This window comes from Paenarthrobacter aromaticivorans, from assembly GCF_019038615.1.
Lineage (GTDB): Bacteria > Actinomycetota > Actinomycetes > Actinomycetales > Micrococcaceae > Arthrobacter > Arthrobacter aromaticivorans.
In genome coordinates this window covers 151,212-169,964 of the sequence record NZ_JAHOPC010000005.1, presented here as the reverse complement: position 1 = coordinate 169,964, position 18,753 = coordinate 151,212, and the positions used below count along the sequence as shown (strand labels likewise).

Genomic DNA, 18,753 nt, shown 5'->3' with positions numbered 1-18,753 from the left:
GTCAGCCCTTCACGTACGGTATGCCGCTTGCGGCAGGTGGCCGCGACCTGCCCACCAAACCTGCGACGGCGAAGATGGTCACCAGGTACGGCAGCATGGCCATGAACTGGCTTGGCACAGGGGTACCAATGATGCCCAGAATCGATTGCAGGTTGTACGCAAAGCCGAACAGCAGCGAGGCCAGGAAGGCACCGATCGGATTCCATCGCCCAAAGATCAGGGCCGCCAGGGCGATGAAGCCACGGCCGCCGGAGATTTCCTTGGTGAAGGAGTCGATGGTCACCAGCGTGAACACGGCACCACCGATGCCGGCGATCGCACCACCAAGTGTCACGTTCCAGAAACGGGTGGCGTTGACGTTGATGCCAAGGGTGTCCGCAGCCTGCGGGTGCTCGCCGACAGCGCGGACGCGCAAGCCCCAACGGGTCTTGAACAGGCCGAACCAGACTATGGCGACGGCCACGTACATGAGGTAGCCCGCGATGGATTGCTCAAACAGGATCGGCCCAATGATGGGAATATCCGAAAGGAATGGAATCGGCAGGATATCCAGGCGGCCAGGGGTGTTGAACTGCTCCTTGTTCGGAACCATGACGGTGCCGAACAGGAAGCCCGTGAGGCCGGAGACCAGCACATTCAAGACAACGCCCACAATGATCTGGTTGACGAGGTATTTGATGCTGAAGACCGCCAAAACCATGGACACTACGGCACCAGCTGCTGCGGCAGCGATCAGGCCGACATAGGGGCTGCCAGTCACCGTGGCAACCAAAGCGGCGGTGAAGGCACCTCCGAGCAGCTGGCCTTCGATGGCGATGTTCACAACGCCCACGCGCTCACACAAGACGCCGGAGAGGGAACCAAACACCAGGGGAACTGCCAACGTCACAGAACCCGCAACCAGGCCGGCGAGGGAGATGGACGGCTGGCGTGCACCGGCAACAATCCAAACCAGCAGGGCGAAGACGAACACCACGGCGAAGGCGATGGGCAACCACTTCGGCGAGCGCTCCCCCCGTGTCCACAGGAAGATGGAGTAACCCGCCATGGCCAGGAGCAGGATGGCCAGGACAATGCCACCTACTTGCCCGGGAATCATCAGCGCCGGTACCGCGAAAGCGTCGCCGGGATCACTGATCTTCATCTCCGCAGTCTGATCCGGACCCATGAGGCCGAAGAAGATGAGCGCTATGAGTGCCAGGACGCCAAGCGAAACAGGGACCTTCAACGATGGGCGAAGTCCAGGCAGTGCTGTTGCTCCCGCCATGGGGGCGGTGGATGTTGCGCTCACTTGGCACCTCCAGCGGCGTTGGCAAGGGCAGCTTTCCGGGCGGCCTTCGGTGTCCTGTTCTTCTTCTTGGGTTCAAGCCGGAAGATCGACCTGATCAGTGGCGGTGCTGCGATGAACAGGACGATCAGTGATTGGACCACCAACACGATGTCGATCGGCGTGCCCGTTTGGATCTGCATCTGGACTGCACCAGCCCGGAAAGCACCAAACAGGAGGCCCGCGAAGAACGTGCCCCAAGGAGTGCTTCGGCCAAGCAGCGCAACCGTGATGGCGTCGAAGCCGATCTGCGCTGCAATGCCGCCGGTCAGCACCTTTTCCGTACCCGCTACCTGGGCAACTCCGCCAAAGGCTGCGAGCGCGCCGGCAAAGGCCATCACAAGGATGGTGGCCCGGGGTACCTTGACCCCTGCTGTTCGTGCGGCCACAGGGTTGGCTCCGACAGCCCGGAACTCAAAGCCAATGGTGGACCGGTTCAACATCCACCACACGCCGTAAGTCAGTAACACCGCCACCAGGAAGCCCAGGTGGAGCCGGGAACCTGGAATGATCACCGGGTAGGCAGCAGTATCGTCCAGCCGCGGCGAGATGGGGCTGTTATCCCCAGGGCGCCGGAAGGCAGCGGTGTTCAACAGGAAGTCCAGGAGGAACAGCGCGACGTAGTTGAGCATGATGGTCACGATGACCTCGTGCGCACCGGTCCTGGCTTTGAGGACCCCAACGATCGCACCCCATGCGGCGCCGCCGAGCACGCCCATGATGATGACGAGCAGCAGGTGGAGCCCGAACGGCAAATGCCAGGTAAAGCCCACATAGGCAGCCAACGTGGCGCTGATGATGATCTGCCCCTGGGCACCGATGTTGAACAGGCCGGCGCGGAAGGCCAGGGCAACTCCCAGGCCAGCGCAAATCAGGGGCGTGGCTACCGTCATCGTTTCAAGCAGCGGCATGAGTCCTTGGCGGGGGTTGAATACCGAGCCCTGGAACAATGCGACGTAGCTCTTGGTCATGGCATTCCAGAGCGCCAGCAGGAAATCGGTAGGCCGTGCGAAGAAATAGCCCGCGGTCTCGGCAACCGTCTTGTCCGTACTTGCAATCAGCAAACCGCCCAGGAACAGTGCCACGATGACCGCCAGGACGGACACGAAGCCGTTGCCCATGACGATCCTGCGCATCGTGCTGCCTTCGTGGTGGCCGGTGTCCCCGCTCTGCGAGGACACAGGAACGATTGACGGCTCCAGCGTGCCGCCGGCCGTGTCCAGTGCGACGTCCGCCGCGCGCACTTCCGCGGCGGATTCTTCGGGAGTCTGGTCCTTACTGGGGGTCTGGTCCTTGCTGGGGGTCTGGTCCTTACTCGTCATGGGAGCCTCCTTCCGGGCCGACGCCGGCCATCATCAGGCCAAGGGTGTCTCGGGGAGTCCCCGCAGGGACAATACCCACGAGCTTCCCCTTGTAAAGCACGGCGATCCTGTCCGCGAGTTCGATCACTTCATCGAGTTCCGTGGAGATGATCATCACCGGCGTTCCCACGTCCCGTTCGGCAACGATGCGTTTGTGCAGGAATTCGATGGAGCCGACGTCCACGCCACGCGTGGGCTGGCTTGCGATGAACAGCCGCAAGGGCCTGGAGAGCTCACGCGCCATGACCACTTTTTGCTGGTTGCCGCCGGAGAGGGTTCCGGCCGCAGCTCCCGCGGAGGGCGTCCTGATATCGAACTCCTGGATCTTGGCTTCGGCATTTTCTGCAACCTTGGAGGGCTTCATGCTGATGCCGCTGGCAAACGGTGCTTGGTCGTAAAGGTCCAGCACCAGGTTCTCGGCAACAGAGAAGGGACCCACCAGGCCGTCCACTGTGCGGTCTTCCGGGACAAAGCCGACGCCGGAGCGGAGCACGTCCTTGACCGGCAGGCCCAGGAGCTGCTTGCCATCCAGCGTCACGGATCCCGTGACGTGCGGCTGGATACCGAGGATGGCTTCCGTCAGCTCGGTCTGGCCGTTGCCTTGGACGCCTGCGACGGCGAGGATCTCGCCTTGGGCGATGTCGAAGCTGATGCCGTCCACCACGTTGGTGCCATTGGGGGCCCGGACTGTCAGGTCCTTCACTACGAACGTTGTTTCCTTGGGCTGAGCGGTTGCCTTGTCCAAGGTCAGGCTGACCGGACGGCCCACCATCATGGAGGCAAGTTCGGAGGCCAGTGCGGTGGGAGGGGCATCCCCTACTACTCTGCCGCGGCGGATTACCGTGATGACGTCAGAGACTGCCTTCACTTCGCGCAGCTTGTGTGAAATGAACACGATGGATGTGCCGCCTGCCTTGAGCTGGCGCATGATATCCAGGAGTTCATCGGTTTCCTGGGGCGTGAGGACTGCCGTGGGTTCATCCAGGATGAGCACTTTGGCCTCGCGGACCAGGGCCTTGATGATCTCGACGCGCTGCTGGACGCCGACTGGCAGGTCCTCCACCAGGGCGTCGGGGTCGACGTGGAAGCCGTACTTCTGCGATATGTCCCGGATTTTCTTTCGGGTTTCGTCAATGCTGAGGACCCCGCCGAAGGACGTTGGCTCAGCCCCGAGGGCCACATTTTCGGCCACTGTGAAGACAGGAACCAGCATGAAGTGCTGGTGCACCATGCCGATACCGGCGGCCATGGCGTCGCCGGGGCCGCGGAAGTTAACGAGCTTGTCATCAACAAGGATTTGCCCGGCCGTCGGTTCGTAGAGTCCGTACAGCACGTTCATGAGGGTTGATTTTCCGGCGCCATTTTCGCCGAGGAGGCAATGGATCTGGCCCGGTTCGACCACGAGGTCGATGTCTTGGTTGGCGTAGAAGGTCCCGAAGGCTTTCGAGATCCCCTTCAATTCGAGTTTCACAACTCCCACCGTTCTTTGAGTCCGAGGGACGGCCGTACTGCTCCAAGCCATTGGCTTTGAGCAGAAGCCTATTCTTGGGAGGGCCCGCAAGATAGGCGCTGGCCAGGGCAAAAAACGAGCCGCCAGTACCGGCACTCGGTACTGGCGGCGCGTCCAGGAATTGTTTTACTTCTTAGGGCTTGCCGCCGATTCAACAACCAGCTTGCCGGACACGATGTCCGCCTTCAGCTTGTCGAGCTCGGATTTGGTGTCCGCGGAAATTGCCGAATCGAGATCGTGGAACGGGGCGATGGCTACGCCCTCATTGGCCAGGGTGCCAACGTAGGCTTCGTTGCTGAACTTGCCATCCTTGTCGTCCTTCACCACGTTTTCCACCGCTTGACCCATCTGCTTGACCACGGAGGTCAGCATGAGGTCCTTGTACTCAGGGGCGGTGAGGTAGCCATCGGAGTCAACCCAGATGAGCTTGACGTCCTTGCCGGCTGCCTTGGCTTCCTTCAATGCTGCACCTGCACCCTTGCCCACCGGGCCCGCTACGGGCATGACGATGTCCGCGCCCTGGTCCAGGAGGTTCTTGGTGATCTGCTTGCCGGTGTCCTGCTTCTCGAAGTCGCCCGTGAACGAGCCATCCTGGGTGGTCTTGTCCCAGCCGACCACCTGGACGGACTTGCCCTTGGCCTTGTTGTAGGCCTGGACGCCGTCATAGAAACCGTCCATGAAGATGGTGACCGTGGGGAGCTTGATGCCGCCGAAGGTTCCGACCTTGCCGGTCTTGGTTGCTGATGCAGCCGCGTAGCCAGCCAGGTAAGCGGCCTGTGCGGTGTCGTAGACCACGGGCTTCACGTTCGCGACGGGGGTCGGGTACGAGTAGTCGATGATTGCGAAGTGCTTGTCCGGGTTCTTCTCCGCGGCAGCCTTGGTGGCATCGCCGAGGAGGAAGCCCACCGTGAAGGTCATATTGCAGCCTGCGGAGATCATGCCATTGAGGTTGGTCTCGTAGTCGCTGTTGGCCTTGGACTCAGCCGACTTCATGGTGATGCCGAGGTCCTTTTCGGACTTCTGCAGGCCTTCGAACGAGGACTGGTTGAAGGACTGGTCATCGAATCCACCGGAGTCGGACACGATGCAGCCGATGTAGTCGCTCTTGGTGGGAGCGCCGGAACCAGTGCTGGGAGCTTGTCCGCAACCGCTGAGCATGAGGGCGGCCGCACCTGCAGTTGCAATGCCGGCCATTGAACCGCGCTTTAGGGTGGCACGCAGTGGGTTCTTCAATTTTCCTCCAGGAAGAAAGTGAGTCGCGCTACGACGGATGGTCAATGAGTGTCCGTTTCGAATACCCGAGGCAGAAATTCTGTTTTCACTGAAGTTCGCAGCACTGCGCCGAAGCGCCTTGATACCCCCAACACTAGTGGCGTGGACCACACGCAGGTAGCACAATTCAGTCCTCAAGGGCAGATCGTTGACTTTTTGTTACCAAGCAGTAGCCGGGTGTGCAAGTCACACCCGGCCCACGCCTGCATCACAGTCGGACAAGCATCTTTCCGGTGTTGGCTCCATCCAGCAGGTCAATGAACGCCTGCGGCGCATTCTCCAGCCCATCCACGATCGTCTCGTCGTAGCGAATCGTTCCGTCCGCGAGCCAACCGGCCATCTTCCCAGCGAACTCTGCGGCGTGCTGCCGCTGCCCGCCCACCAGGAATCCACGCAAGGTCAGCTGCTTGCCGATCGCCAGCGCGAGGTTCCTGGGCGCAACGGGCGGTTCGGTGGAGTTGTACTGGGCAATGGCACCACACATGGCAACGCGGCCGCCCACAGTCAGCGTAGCCAGGGCGGCTTCAAGGTGTTCGCCGCCGACGTTGTCGAAGTACACATCGATGCCGCGCTCCCCCGCAGCTTCACGCAACTGCTCCAGTACGGGACCATCGTTGTAGTTGAAGGCTGCGTCAAATCCGAGTTCCAGGAGCCTGGCAACCTTGTCCGCCGATCCGGCGCTGCCGATCACCTTGCTGGCTCCGGACGCCTTGGCAATCTGGCCCACCATGGATCCCACAGCGCCGGCCGCCCCGGACACGAAGACGACGTCGCCTTCTTTGAACTCGGCCACCTTGAGCAGGCCCGCATATGCCGTCAGACCCGTCATTCCCAAAGCACCAAGGAACGCCGACGTCGGTGCCAAGCCGCTTGGAACCGGGGTTGTCGCAGCCGCGTCGACCACCGCGTGCTCACGCCACCCCAGTTGATGCACGACGACGTCACCCACCTTGTGCGCGTCGGACCTGGACGCGATCACCTCACCTACCGCACCGCCGTCGAGCGCTGCATCCAGGCGGAAAGGTGCCGAGTAGGACTTGACGTCATTCATCCGTCCGCGCATATAGGGGTCTACGGACATGAACTGGTTCCGGACCAGGATCTGCCCGTCCTGAAGGTCCGGCAGCACGGAGGCCGCTAGACGGAAGTTCTCCGACGTTGGGCGGCCGACAGGACGCGAGGAGAGCTGAATTTCCCGGGTTTCCACTGGCAGGACGGTTGTTGTATTGCTCATGCTGCAAACTCCACAAGCTTGAGGTCAACGGCCATGTTGCCGCGGGTGGCGTTGGAATAGGGGCAGATCTGGTGTGCTTTGGCCATCAGTTCCTCCGCGGTATCGCGATCCAAGGCCGGCAGGGCGATCTCCAGCTCGGCGGCCAGGCCGTAACCCTCGCGATCAGTGAGTGCACCGAAGTGGACCTTGGCGGCAACGGCGGAATCGCTGAGGTCAACGCGTTCCTTGCGTCCAACCAAGCGCAGGGCGGAGTGGAAGCATGCCGCGTAGCCAGCGGCGAACAACTGCTCGGGATTGGTGCCCTGGCCGTTGCCGCCAAGCTCGACCGGGCTGGCGAGGGCGACGTCGAGCTTGCCGTCGTTGGTGCGGGCGTTGCCATCGCGGCCTTCGCCGGAGGCCAAAGCCTCGGCAGTGTACAGAGTCTTCACGAATCTTCCTTTTCTCTTGGAAATCAGCGGGCTTGTGTGTGGCTTGGAAAAATTCTCAGAGTGACTTCTGCAGTGCCGCCGTGAGTTTGCCGAGCGTCGCATGCAGTTGCCCAATCTCATCCGGGGACAGGCCGGCGGCCTCCGCGAGGCGCTTGGGGACAGCCTGGGCGCGCGTGCTCAACTCCCTGCCGGCGTCGGTCAGGACAACATCCACCCGACGTTCGTCCTCGACGGAACGGTGGCGCTCTACGAGACCCAGCGCCTCAAGGCGCTTCAGGAGAGGCGACAACGTGCCGGAGTCGAGCCCGAGTTCGGCGCCAAGTTCCCGGACGCTGCGCGGTTCCTGCTCCCACAGGACCAGCATCACGAGGTACTGCGGATAGGTAAGGCCCAACTCGTCCAGCACGGGGCGGTAGACCGCCGTCGCGGCCTTGGACGCTGAATACAACGCAAAGCAGACCTGATGGCGGAGGCGGGGTGCATCACTCATGAATAAAACGATAGTGCACAATTCAATTGTGCACAACTCATCTAGCCGTACTGGCATCCAAGTAAGTCGCAGTTAAGCGCGTTTTGAGAGCTCAAAACGCGCTTAACTGCGACTCAGTTGGGTTTACTCCTGGAGGTCCCGGATGGTGCGGAGCGCGGCCGCTGTCAGGACACGAATGGCGTAGCCAAGGGCGCGTTCGTCCACAATGAAGTCGCCACGATGGAGATCATATTCCTCGCCGCCGGGCGTGTGTGTGCCGAGCCGCATCATGGCGCCCGGGAGGTCGGCGAGGAACCATGCAAAGTCTTCGCCACCCATGGACTGGGGCGTCAGGACGACGGCGTGCTCACCGAGTTCGGCCCGCGCCGCCGCTTCAATGAGGGCCGTCTCGTGCTCCGAGTTGACCACGGGAGGAACGCCGCGGGTGTGCTCCAAGTGCACGTCCACGCCGTAAGGAGCGGCAACCTGCTTCACGACGTCGTCCAGCAACTCCCCGGCACTGTGCCAGGCATCGCGGTCAAGGCAACGCATGGTGCCCGCCATGTAGCCAGTGCCCGGGATGGCGTTGGGTGCAGAACCTGCCGAGATCTGGCCCCACACCACTGACACTCCGCTGCGGACATCCACGCGACGGGAGAGCACTGCGGGTACGTTGACCGCAATTTGTGCCAGGGCAAAGACCAGGTCTTCCGTCAGGTGCGGCCTGGACGTGTGGCCTCCGCGGCCCGTGAGCTCGATCTTGATGGTGTCCGACGCCGAGGTGATGGCCCCGATGCGGGTGCCGATCTTGCCGACGTTGATCCTGGGATCGCAGTGCAACGCAAGGATCCGGGGAACGCCCTCCAGCACACCCTGCTCAATGCAGGACAAAGCACCGCCGGGCATGGTCTCCTCAGCCGGCTGGAAGATGATGCGGACAGTCCCGCCCAGCGGGGTGTTCTTGTGCATCCGCTGCAGCACCAAAGCAATGCCGAGCATGGTGGTGGTGTGGACGTCATGCCCGCAGGCATGGGTGACGCCGTGGTTCTTCGAAGCAAACGGCAGACCCGTTTCCTCGATGATGGGCAAGGCGTCGATGTCACCACGCAGAGCAGTGGCAATAGGACCTTCCCCCACGTCAACCGTAAGTCCGGTTCCTTCAAGGCGGCGCGGCTGCAAGCCGGCAGCTTCGAGCCGCTCCACGAGTTTGTCGGTGGTGCGGAATTCCTTGAAGGAGAGTTCAGGGTGCGCGTGCAGGTCCCGCCTGAAATCGATGAGTCCAGGCAGCAGCTCATCCACCCACGGGCTTACAACGGGTGTCGGCTCGGTTTCAGTCGTGTAATTGCGCACGTCACAACTCTAGCCATCCACGGCCTCCGAAGAACGAAAGCCACCTCTTGGTTACGCTGCGTTCAGGCGCAGGACAACCAAAGAGGTGGCTCACGGTATAAGCGATTGCTACAGGACGTCCGTATCGCCGCTGGCTTTCAGGGCGTCAACAGTGCCCTTGACCAACTGGGCATGTTCCTTGGTAGTCACCAGGAGGGCGTCGGGCGTGTCCACGATGACCACGTCCTTGATGCCGATCAGGGCAATAACGCGCTTGGTATCGGACACCACTACGCCGCTCGCATTCTCGGCAAACACGCGGGCACCTTCGCCAAGAACGGTAACTTCATCGACGTCGCCTGCGTTGTTCAGGCGGCCGATTGCGGCAAAGTCGCCAACGTCGTCCCAACGGAAAGTACCAGGCACGACGGCGACATCGCCGGCTGCCGCTGCCGGCTCGGCAACTGCGTAGTCGATCGCAATCTTGGGCAGTGTCGGCCAAACACGCGCGGTAACTTCAGCGCGCTGGGGGGTGTCCCATGCTTCGGCGATTTCCTGAAGGCCCTTGAACAACTCCGGCTGGTTCGCTTCGAGGTGCTGGAGCATGAGCGCTACGGGAGCCACGAACATGCCTGCGTTCCAGACGTAGTCCCCTGCTTCTACATATTTGTTGGCAACTTCCTGGCTGGGCTTCTCAACAAACTCAGCCACGGCAAGCGCGTTCGGAGCGCCTTCCACGTTCAGCGCTTCACCGGAGCGGATGTAGCCGAAGCCGGTGGACGGGTGCGTCGGCTTGATGCCGATCGTGACGATCTTGCCCGTGGCAGCAGTGTAAATTGCCTCGCGCACGGTGTCCTGGAAGAGGTCGTCAGGGCTGATCACCTGGTCCGCTGCGAACGAACCCATGATGGTCTCCGGGTCGCGGCGGTGGAGAATCGCGGCGGCCAATCCGATGGCAGCACCGGAATCCTTGGGCTCGCTCTCGAGCACCAACTCGTCATCGCCCACCTCGGGGAGCTGTCGGCATACAGCGGCGCGGTGTGCCTCGCCGGTCACAACGAGCACCCGCTCGCCGGCCAGCGGCTCAAGGCGGTCATACGTGGCCCTCAACAACGTGCTGCCGGAGCCGGTCAGGTCGTGGAGGAACTTGGGCGCAGCGGCACGCGAGAGTGGCCACAGCCGGGTCCCCACACCGCCCGCCGGAATAACCGCGTGGAAGCGGTTCAAGGGAGATTCCGGGAATGTCGCGTCTTCTGTACTCACCGCAACACTTTATCCGACGCGGCGGCGAAGCCCCGCAGGCCGCCGCGCATGTGGCCTTCGTCTCACGAAGCACGGAAAATCGCCGAAATATCGCCTAAATAGGGGCAGGAAACATGGAATTAACAACCAGAGAAGCGCGTCCTAAATTGAATAAGCTGGTAGCGAAGCCTAGATTTAGGCGTGAGCTACGAGTGCTCTCGCAGCAGGCGTTCCCCCCGCATGGATCCCATGCCAGCGCCGCTGTGTTGCAGGAAGGTTTAATCAGTGCCGACAAAACCAGCTGGCACCTTGTACCGCGGCCGTGAAGGCATGTGGTCCTGGGTTGGACACCGTATTACCGGTGTAGTGATCTTTTTCTTCTTGTTGGTCCATGTGTTGGACACCTCATTGGTGCGCGTGTCCCCTGAGGCCTACACGGCCGTCATTGGTGCTTACAAGAACCCCCTCATGGCCCTGGGTGAAACGGGCCTGGTCGCTGCGATCATCTTCCACGCCTTCAACGGCCTTCGTGTGATCGCCATCGACTTCTGGAAGAAGGGCGCGAAGTACCAGCGCCAAATGCTGTGGATCGTGCTTGCGCTGTGGCTGGTCACGTTCGCCGGCTTCGCTATCCGCCACCTTTCCCTCGCGCTGGGAGGCCACTAGACCATGACGACGATCGAATCCCCCCGCAGCGGAAAAATCGGTTCGGGCAAGATTGCTCCGAAGTACAACCGCACCGGCTCCAGCCGTGGCAACTTCGAGATGATCGCCTGGCTCTTCATGCGCCTCTCCGGCATCGTCCTGGTGGTGCTGATCTTCGGCCACCTCTTCGTGAACCTGCTGGTGGGTGAGGGTATCCACGCCATCGACTTCGGTTTCGTTGCCGGTAAGTGGGCAGATCCCTTCTGGCAGTTCTGGGACCTCGCCATGCTCTGGCTTGCCATGTTGCACGGAACCAACGGCGTCCGCACCATCATCAACGACTACGCGGAAAAGGACTCCACGCGCTTCTGGCTCAAGGTAGTCCTCTATGCAGCCACGGCTGTCATCATCATTCTCGGCACACTGGTGATCTTCACGTTCAACCCGTGCCCCGTCGTCGACGGCGTTCAGCTGCCTGGCGGCTTCTGCCCGGCCCCGTAGCGGCTTCCTGGCGCAGCCGGCCGGCCCTGCAGGGAACCGGTTGCGCCTGACTTAGCGGAACAGCCTCCGCCGACCATCTGAATTTTTGAAAGAGAGAGCATCTGGTATGCAGGTCCATAAGTACGACGTCGTCATTGTCGGTGCAGGTGGCGCCGGCATGCGCGCCGCGATCGAATCCGGTCAGCGCGCACGCACAGCGGTACTGACCAAGCTCTACCCCACCCGCTCGCACACTGGTGCAGCCCAGGGTGGCATGTGTGCAGCACTGGCCAACGTCGAAGAAGACAACTGGGAGTGGCACACCTTTGACACGATCAAGGGTGGCGACTACCTGGTTGACCAGGACGCAGCCGAGGTCATGGCGAAGGAAGCCATCGACGCCGTGCTGGACCTGGAGAAGATGGGTCTGCCGTTCAACCGCACGCCCGAAGGCCGGATCGACCAGCGCCGCTTTGGTGGCCACACCCGCGACCACGGCAAGGCTCCTGTCCGCCGTGCTTGCTACGCTGCCGACCGCACTGGCCACATGATCCTGCAGACGCTGTACCAAAACTGCGTCAAGCACAACGTTGAGTTCTACAACGAGTACTACGTCCTTGACCTGCTGATCGTCGAAGAAGACGCAGTACGCGAAGACGGTACCCCGTACAAGCAGAAGCGTGTCGCAGGCGTGGTCTCCTACGATCTTGCTTCCGGCGAACTGCACGTTTTCCAGGCCAAGTCCGTAGTGTTCGCTTCCGGTGGTGCCGGCAAGGTCTTCAAGACGACCTCCAACGCCCACACCCTCACGGGCGACGGCATGGGCATCGCCTTCCGCCGCGGCATCCCCCTGGAAGACATGGAATTCTTCCAGTTCCACCCGACCGGCCTCGCAGGCCTCGGCATCCTCCTCACCGAGGGCGCACGTGGTGAGGGTGCCATCCTTCGTAACTCCGAGGGTGAGCGCTTCATGGAGCGTTACGCCCCCACCATCAAGGACCTTGCACCCCGTGACATCGTGGCCCGTGCCATGGCAAACGAAGTGCGTGAAGGCCGTGGTTGTGGTCCAAACAAGGATTATGTCCTCCTGGACCTCACCCACCTTGAACCGGCCCACATCGAGGCCAAGCTTCCGGACATCACGGAGTTCGCACGCACCTACCTGGGTGTTGAGCCGTTCACCGATCCTGTCCCCGTGTTCCCCACCGCGCACTACGCCATGGGCGGCATCCCCACCAACATCACCACCGAGGTGCTGCAGGACAACGACACGATCGTGCCGGGCCTCTACGCAGCCGGTGAAGTTGCCTGTGTTTCCGTGCACGGCTCGAACCGACTCGGCACCAACTCGCTCCTGGACATCAACGTCTTCGGCAAGCGTGCCGGCATCGCCGCTGCGGAGTACTCCAAGACAGCCGACTTCGTCGAGCTGCCGGAGGACCCGGAAGCAATGACCCGCGGCATCCTGGAGGGCCTGCTCAACGGCAACGGCACCGAGCGTGTTGCCCAAATCCGCAAGGAACTCCAGGACACCATGGATGCGAACATGCAGGTGTTCCGTACCAAGGAGTCCCTGGAGCAGGTTCTTAGCGACATCGCTTCCTTCGAAGAGCGCTATAAGAACGTCACGGTCCAGGACAAGGGCAAGCGCTTCAACCTGGACCTCCTGGAAGCCGTGGAGCTCGGCTTCCTGCTGGACATGGCCAAGGTCATGACAGTCGGTGCGCTGCACCGTGAAGAGTCGCGTGGTGGCCACTACCGCGAGGACTTCCCGGACCGCAATGACGAAAAGTTCATGAAGCACTCCATGGCTTACCTGGACAACTCCGTCACCGTCGACTCCTCGGCGGAATCTGTTGCGGGCATCCGTCTCGAGACGAAGCCCGTCATCTTCACCCGTTACGAGCCGATGGAGCGTAAGTACTAATGACGACCGAAATGGCAGAGCCCGCTTCCAAAATCGAGCTCCCGGCAAGCGTTGCGGGCGACGGTGAAATTCCCACCTTCCACATCACGCTCCGCGTTCGCCGCTACGACCCCGAGATCTCGGACGAAGCACGCTGGGACGACTACAAGCTGACCATGTACGGCACGGACCGCGTCCTGGATGCCCTCCACAAGGTCAAGTGGGAGATCGACGGCAGCGTTTCCTTCCGCCGCTCCTGCGCACACGGTGTCTGTGGTTCGGATGCCATGCGCATCAACGGCCGCAACCGCCTCGCCTGCAAGACGCTGCTGAAGGACCTGGACACCACCAAGCCCATCACAGTCGAGCCGATCAAGGGCCTCCCCGTGGAGAAGGACCTGATCGTGGACATGGAACCCTTCTTCCAGTCCTTCCGCGAAGTCATGCCGTTCCTGATCAACAAGGGCCACGAGCCCACCAAGGAACGCCTGCAGTCCGTTGAGGACCGTGAGCGCTTCGACGACACCACCAAGTGCATCCTGTGCGCAGCCTGCACCTCGTCATGCCCGGTCTTCTGGACCGACGGCCAGTACTTTGGTCCGGCCGCAATCGTCAATGCACACCGCTTCATCTTCGATTCCCGTGATGACGCCGGCGACATGCGCTTGGAAATCCTGAACGACAAAGAAGGAGTGTGGCGTTGCCGCACCACCTTCAACTGCTCGGAAGCATGCCCCCGCGGCATCCAGGTGACCCAGGCAATCGCCGAGGTCAAGCAGGCCATCCTGGCCCGCAAGATCTAGTTCACCCAGGATCACTGAGGTACTCAAGGACAGCACGACGACGGCGCCGCTCACCACTGTTGGTGAGTGGCGCCGTCGTCGTTAATCTTCGGCACCGTTCCCTGAACCGGGCCTCGTAAATACAAGGAGACCAACGTGTCACGCCCTGAGAAGATCACTTTCACCGGAAGTACAGGCGACGCCTTGGCCGGCATCGTAGACGTGCCTGAGGGCCCTGTCCGTGGCTGGGGCGTGTACTCGCACGGCCTGACCCTGGGCAAAGACAGCCCCGCTGCTTCACGGATCTGCAAAGGGCTCGCGGAGCAGGGTGTGGGCATGCTCCGGTTCGACAACCTTGGCCTGGGCGGCTCTGCCGGGGAATGGTCCGCAGGTTCATTCAGCGTCAAGGTGGCTGACACAATCCTCGCTGCGGAGTTCATGCGGGAGCAGGGCAGGGAGATCTCCTTGCTGGTGGGCCACTCGTTTGGTGGAGCTGCCGTGTTGGCTGCTGCGCGCGACATCCCCGGACTCAATGCCGTGGTAACCGTGGGCGCGCCTTACGAGCCAAAGCACGTTGAGCACATGTTCGACGCCGAAATCGACTCCATCCTGCGCGAGGGCAGCGCCGTGGTTGACCTGGGCGGCAGGCCCATGGAAATCCGCCGGCACTTTGTGGAGGACGTGGAACGCGCTGACCTGCGCGACTGCATCCGCACCCTCCACAAGCCGTTGATGGTGATGCACTCCCCCACCGACAACACCGTGGGCATCGACAACGCCAGCGAAATCTTCCGTACCGCGCGGCATCCCCGTAGCTTCATTTCGCTGGAGGGCAGTGAGCACCTCCTGACGGGCAAGGGACAAGCCGCACGGGTGGCACGGATCATCAGCGCCTGGGCCGATCCGTATCTGGAGGTCCGCGACGCCCACTGACTAAAGCAACGCGGGGTCACTTAGGGCCCATGTTTCCCCTTGGTAAGGGCCCTAAGTGACCCCGCGTTGGCGTTCGCCTATTTCCCGATGGCCGCTTTGCTCTCACTAAGCCACTGCTCGGCGGCCTTCTCCGGCGTCAGTCGCTTGAAGAGGACATCCGTGTTGATGCGCGCCGTAATCTCGGAGACTGCCGTGGAGCCCGTGGGGCCAATGTAGGTGGGGGCGAAATCCATCTTGCCGATCTGGTCGATATAGGCGGCCTCAACCTTGCCCTGGGGCGTCAACAGGTCCTGGATGGCCGTGCGCATTCCTGCATTGCTGGGGACCCCGCGGTCGCTCTGGATGATCTTGGCTGCGGACTCATTGTTCACGAGGAAGCTGACCAGCTTGGCAGCGGCATCGGTGTGTTTGCTGCGGGCAGAGATGGTGTAGAACTGCGAGGACTGAAGCCAAATGCCCGGCGTGGGAGTCTCGCCGGGGAGCTTGAGTAGTTTTAGGTCTGCTCCGGAGGCCTTGCTCAGCGCGGATAGCGAGTTGCTCCACGTGAGCATCATGCCCGCCTGGCCCATACCCATGAGTGTCTGCTCAGTGCTGACGTTAAGCTTCTCCACCGTCTCGGAAGCACTGGGTGCAGCTCCTGACTCGCTGAGCTTCAGGGAGTAGTCGAAGTAGGCCTGCACCGTGTCCTTATCCAGGCCGAGCTGGCCGTCCGGGGTGTAAAGGGACTTGCCGCGCTGGCGGGCAAAGGCGTCCAGGGAATCGTGCGTGAGGACAGTCGCTGTTCCATAAGTGCCTTTAGGGCTCTTGGCCGTGATGTCGCCTGCGATCCTGGCGAAGTCCTCCCAGGACCATTTACTATCGTCCGGAAGCGCGACGCCGGCAGCTTGGAAGACGGCCGGGTTCACGACGATTGCCAAGGCATTGGCTCCCGTGGAGACCCCGTACTGCTTACCTTGGACTTGGCCATTCTCCAGGGCACCTTGATCCATGGCGGACAGATCCAGTGAGCCCTTGACCTTTGACAGGTCTAGCAGTGCCCCGCGGTTTGCATACTCGGCCGGGTATGCCCCGCCCATGGTGATGACGTCCGGGGCGTCATTGGCCGCCACCTGGGTAGCCAGCTTGTCGAAGTAGCCACCGATGTCCCCATATTCAGGCTTCACCTTGATATTGGGGTTGGCCGCCTCGAACTCCTTGATGGCTTTGGTGGTCAGCTCCGCCCTGCCTGCGTTGCCCCACCAGGAAAACCGGATCTCCACCGGTCCGTCGTCGGGTTTGTCGGATGCAGGAGCGGAACACGCCGCGGTGAGGCCAAGCATGCCCACAGCGGCCACGAAGGCTAGTGACTTTTGGATGGTTCGAAGAGATTTACGCGCCATTGGGTAAGCTTCTTTCATTCTCAGAAAACGGTTCCTGAAACGTATCAAGACGGTCTATGCTCGTCAATAGTTATGAGCATGAACTATTTCAGTGGACGTGAGACACCCCCAGAAAGGCGCGGAGTGCAGAGCCAAAACGCAATCCCACCAGAGCCGGCATCCCCAACCCGGACAACAGTGACCAACACCGAAAAAATTGACCGTAAGGCTCTCGCCCAGCGGCACAACGTGCATCAGAGCCGCCTTGACCCCAGGAGTCCAGTGACCGTGGGCAACGGCGAGTTCGCGTTCACCATGGACCTCACTGGCCTTCAAACCATGCCGGAGGCCTACCCCGTGGGAGCCCGGGACGATCTGCCCCCTGGAACACTCCTCGGCACCCAGGCCCAATGGGGGTGGCACTCCACACCGCCCGCCCAACCCTTCGACCTCGCAGGCTCTACAGTCCTATACGACTCACCCAGAGGACCCGTGCCCTACGTGGACATGGTGGGTGACATCGTCAACGACCGCGAAACTGACACGTCCTTGGCCGAAACGTGGTTGCGGGCAAACCCGCATCGCCTGGACTTGGGGCGCATCGGCTTCCGCTGGCTGGAGCATGGCACGGCGCGCTCCATCCTTGAGGCTGAGATCACCGACACCGAACAAACACTCGATTTGTGGTCGGGAGTAGTCACCAGCCGCTTCACCTTGGCCGGACACCCCGTCAAGGTCACGACGGCGTGCCATCCCGACCGCGACGAGCTCGGCTTCCGCGTCGAGTCGCCAGCATTAGGGGCCGGCCTGATTGTCGGCATCAGTTTCCCCTACGGTTCACAGGCGTGGCACGACGCCGCGGACTGGAACAACCCTGTAGCCCACACCACCTCGCTCGGACAACCAACGCCATCAGACCGGCACAAGGGTTCCACCCAGTGGAGTGCACAACGGGAACTGGACGACTCCCGCTATCAGGTGGTGGTTACGGGGCATGACCTTGACGTGGAGCAAACCGGAACACACGACCTCCGCATTGCGCCCCGCCGCGGACAGGCAAACCCCCTCGTTCTCGACTTCTCCGTTGCCTTCGTTTCCGCAGGAGATGGCGGCTGTATCCAGCGAGGCGACTCCATTCGAGGCCAGGTGGCAACGGCGGTGGGCAGCGCTCCAGAACCAGGCCCCGGCGTCGAGCTTTCACCTGCCCGTAGCGTGGCCGCAGCTTCCGAGGCCTATTGGCCCGAGTTCTGGTCCTCCGGAGGGGCGATCGAGCTCCACTCGACCGATGATCCCCGGGCCAAGGAGCTGGAACGCCGTATTGTCCTCTCGCAATACCTGACCGCCGTCAACTGCTCGGGCTCGTTACCACCCCAGGAAACCGGACTCGTGTGCAACTCCTGGCGAGGCCGCTTCCATTTGGAAATGCACTGGTGGCACGCCGCCCACTTCGCGCACTGGAACCGCACGGAACTCTTGCTGCCATCGCTACGGTGGTACTCCACAGTCCTGGAGGCATCCCGTCAAACTGCAAACACGCAGGGATTCGACGGCGTCCGCTGGCCCAAGCAGGTCGGACCGGACGGCCGGGAAAGCCCAAGTCCCATCGGAACCTTCCTGATCTGGCAGCAGCCACACCCCATTCACTTGGCCGAGCTTGTGTACCGGGCAAATCCCAGCCGTGAAGTGCTGGAAGAATTTTCGGAGATCGTGTTTGAGTCAGCGGCGTTCATGGCCGACTTTGCACATCCCACTTCGCGCGGGTTCGAACTGGGGCCTCCATTGATTCCGGCACAGGAAAGCTACGGCTCTATCCGCGCCAAGGTCACCAATCCCACGTTTGAGTTGGCCTACTGGCAGTGGGCTCTTCGTAAGGCGGCTGCGTGGCGGGAACGTCTCGGTCTGGAACCCGTGGAAGCGTGGACTGACGTTGCGGACGCTTTGGTGAAGCCACGTGTGGTGAATGGCGTCTACGCCGCCATCGACGTGGAGCCCTTCACTATCCGCACGGACCACCCTTCGATGCTGTGCGCGCTTGGCGTCCTGCCTCTGACGGACTTGATTGATGCGGACATCATGCGCGCTACCCTGTCGGATGTCCTGACGGACTGGGATTGGGGCAGCACCTGGGGTTGGGACTATCCCGTAATGGCAATGACCGCCGCCCGGCTCGAGGATCCTGAGGCCGCAGTCGATGCCCTGCTGCTGGACGCCGGGAAAAACACCGTCCTGCCTAATGGACACAACCGCCAAACGGACTCGTTGCCGCTCTACTTGCCCGGGAATGGTGGGCTCCTGGCCGCCGTGGCGCTTATGGCAGCTGGCTGGGACAACGGACCGGCCCGCCACGCACCAGGATTCCCAGCTGACTGGACCGTTGCGTGGGAAGGTCTCGTCCGGGCACCCTAGCTAGACTGATAGCAACCCGGGGTCACTTACGGCCCATAATCCGCAACAGGATGGGCCGTAAGTGACCCCGC

The 18,753-nt window shown here is 61.9% G+C and carries 16 protein-coding genes; 6 read left to right on the top strand and 10 right to left on the bottom strand.

What is annotated here, in order from left to right; all coding sequences use genetic code 11:
* Position 1 precedes the first annotated feature (1 nt).
* From KSW38_RS10595 to KSW38_RS10555, 9 genes are all read right to left on the bottom strand, one after another.
* Positions 2–1,291: an ABC transporter permease gene (locus KSW38_RS10595; protein ID WP_216924890.1), complete on the bottom strand. Its 1,290-nt coding sequence runs from the start codon at positions 1,289–1,291 to the stop codon at positions 2–4.
* Entirely contained in the window at positions 1,288–2,649 is a 1,362-nt protein-coding gene (locus KSW38_RS10590) for an ABC transporter permease (RefSeq protein WP_216924889.1), read from the bottom strand. The genes KSW38_RS10595 and KSW38_RS10590 overlap by 4 nt, the downstream gene beginning before the upstream one ends.
* Positions 2,639–4,159: an ABC transporter ATP-binding protein gene (locus KSW38_RS10585; protein WP_216924888.1), complete on the bottom strand. Its 1,521-nt coding sequence runs from the start codon at positions 4,157–4,159 to the stop codon at positions 2,639–2,641. The genes KSW38_RS10590 and KSW38_RS10585 overlap by 11 nt, the downstream gene beginning before the upstream one ends.
* Positions 4,160–4,324: 165 nt before the next feature.
* A complete protein-coding gene (locus KSW38_RS10580; protein ID WP_428982380.1) occupies positions 4,325–5,431 on the bottom strand; it encodes a BMP family lipoprotein in 1,107 nt (368 codons plus the stop codon).
* 247 nt (positions 5,432–5,678) lie between these two features.
* Complete coding sequence (locus KSW38_RS10575; RefSeq protein ID WP_216924887.1) at positions 5,679–6,704, bottom strand: NADP-dependent oxidoreductase; 1,026 nt, start codon at positions 6,702–6,704, stop codon at positions 5,679–5,681.
* The gene (locus tag KSW38_RS10570; RefSeq protein ID WP_216924886.1) at positions 6,701–7,132 is read right to left on the bottom strand and encodes an organic hydroperoxide resistance protein; all 432 of its coding nucleotides are present in this window, start codon (positions 7,130–7,132) and stop codon (positions 6,701–6,703) included. Before KSW38_RS10570 ends, KSW38_RS10575 begins: the two co-directional genes overlap by 4 nt.
* A 55-nt stretch (positions 7,133–7,187) precedes the next feature.
* Positions 7,188–7,622 (bottom strand): MarR family winged helix-turn-helix transcriptional regulator, encoded by a 435-nt coding sequence (locus KSW38_RS10565; RefSeq protein WP_216924885.1) that lies wholly within the window; start codon positions 7,620–7,622, stop codon positions 7,188–7,190.
* 123 nt (positions 7,623–7,745) lie between these two features.
* Positions 7,746–8,951, bottom strand: a complete 1,206-nt coding sequence (locus tag KSW38_RS10560) for an amidohydrolase (protein ID WP_216924884.1) — start codon at positions 8,949–8,951, stop codon at positions 7,746–7,748.
* Between the two features lie 108 nt (positions 8,952–9,059).
* A complete protein-coding gene (locus tag KSW38_RS10555) occupies positions 9,060–10,193 on the bottom strand; it encodes a mannose-1-phosphate guanylyltransferase (RefSeq protein WP_216924883.1) in 1,134 nt (377 codons plus the stop codon).
* A gap of 264 nt (positions 10,194–10,457) precedes the next feature.
* Here KSW38_RS10555 and sdhC point away from each other — a divergent pair, with 264 nt between their 5' ends.
* The 5 genes from sdhC (at position 10,458) to KSW38_RS10530 (ending at position 14,918) form a co-directional block, all read left to right on the top strand.
* On the top strand, positions 10,458–10,838 hold the full coding sequence (sdhC, locus tag KSW38_RS10550; RefSeq protein ID WP_089594138.1) for a succinate dehydrogenase, cytochrome b556 subunit: 381 nt from the start codon (positions 10,458–10,460) through the stop codon (positions 10,836–10,838).
* A 3-nt stretch (positions 10,839–10,841) separates the two neighbouring features.
* Positions 10,842–11,318 carry a succinate dehydrogenase hydrophobic membrane anchor subunit gene (locus KSW38_RS10545; RefSeq protein ID WP_216924882.1) on the top strand — a complete coding sequence of 159 codons (477 nt, stop codon included), beginning with the start codon at positions 10,842–10,844 and terminating at the stop codon, positions 11,316–11,318.
* 106 nt (positions 11,319–11,424) lie between these two features.
* Positions 11,425–13,224 (top strand): succinate dehydrogenase flavoprotein subunit, encoded by a 1,800-nt coding sequence (gene sdhA / locus KSW38_RS10540; protein WP_216924881.1) that lies wholly within the window; start codon positions 11,425–11,427, stop codon positions 13,222–13,224.
* A complete protein-coding gene (locus KSW38_RS10535) occupies positions 13,224–14,006 on the top strand; it encodes a succinate dehydrogenase iron-sulfur subunit (protein WP_011773975.1) in 783 nt (260 codons plus the stop codon). Before sdhA ends, KSW38_RS10535 begins: the two co-directional genes overlap by 1 nt.
* Positions 14,007–14,141: 135 nt before the next feature.
* Complete coding sequence (locus KSW38_RS10530; protein ID WP_216924880.1) at positions 14,142–14,918, top strand: alpha/beta hydrolase; 777 nt, start codon at positions 14,142–14,144, stop codon at positions 14,916–14,918.
* A 77-nt stretch (positions 14,919–14,995) separates the two neighbouring features.
* Here KSW38_RS10530 and KSW38_RS10525 read toward each other — a convergent pair whose 3' ends face one another.
* A complete protein-coding gene (locus KSW38_RS10525) occupies positions 14,996–16,297 on the bottom strand; it encodes an ABC transporter substrate-binding protein (RefSeq protein WP_216924879.1) in 1,302 nt (433 codons plus the stop codon).
* A gap of 294 nt (positions 16,298–16,591) precedes the next feature.
* Here KSW38_RS10525 and KSW38_RS10520 point away from each other — a divergent pair, with 294 nt between their 5' ends.
* Positions 16,592–18,682: a hypothetical protein gene (locus KSW38_RS10520; protein WP_254186355.1), complete on the top strand. Its 2,091-nt coding sequence runs from the start codon at positions 16,592–16,594 to the stop codon at positions 18,680–18,682.
* The last annotated feature ends 71 nt before the right edge of the window (positions 18,683–18,753 follow it).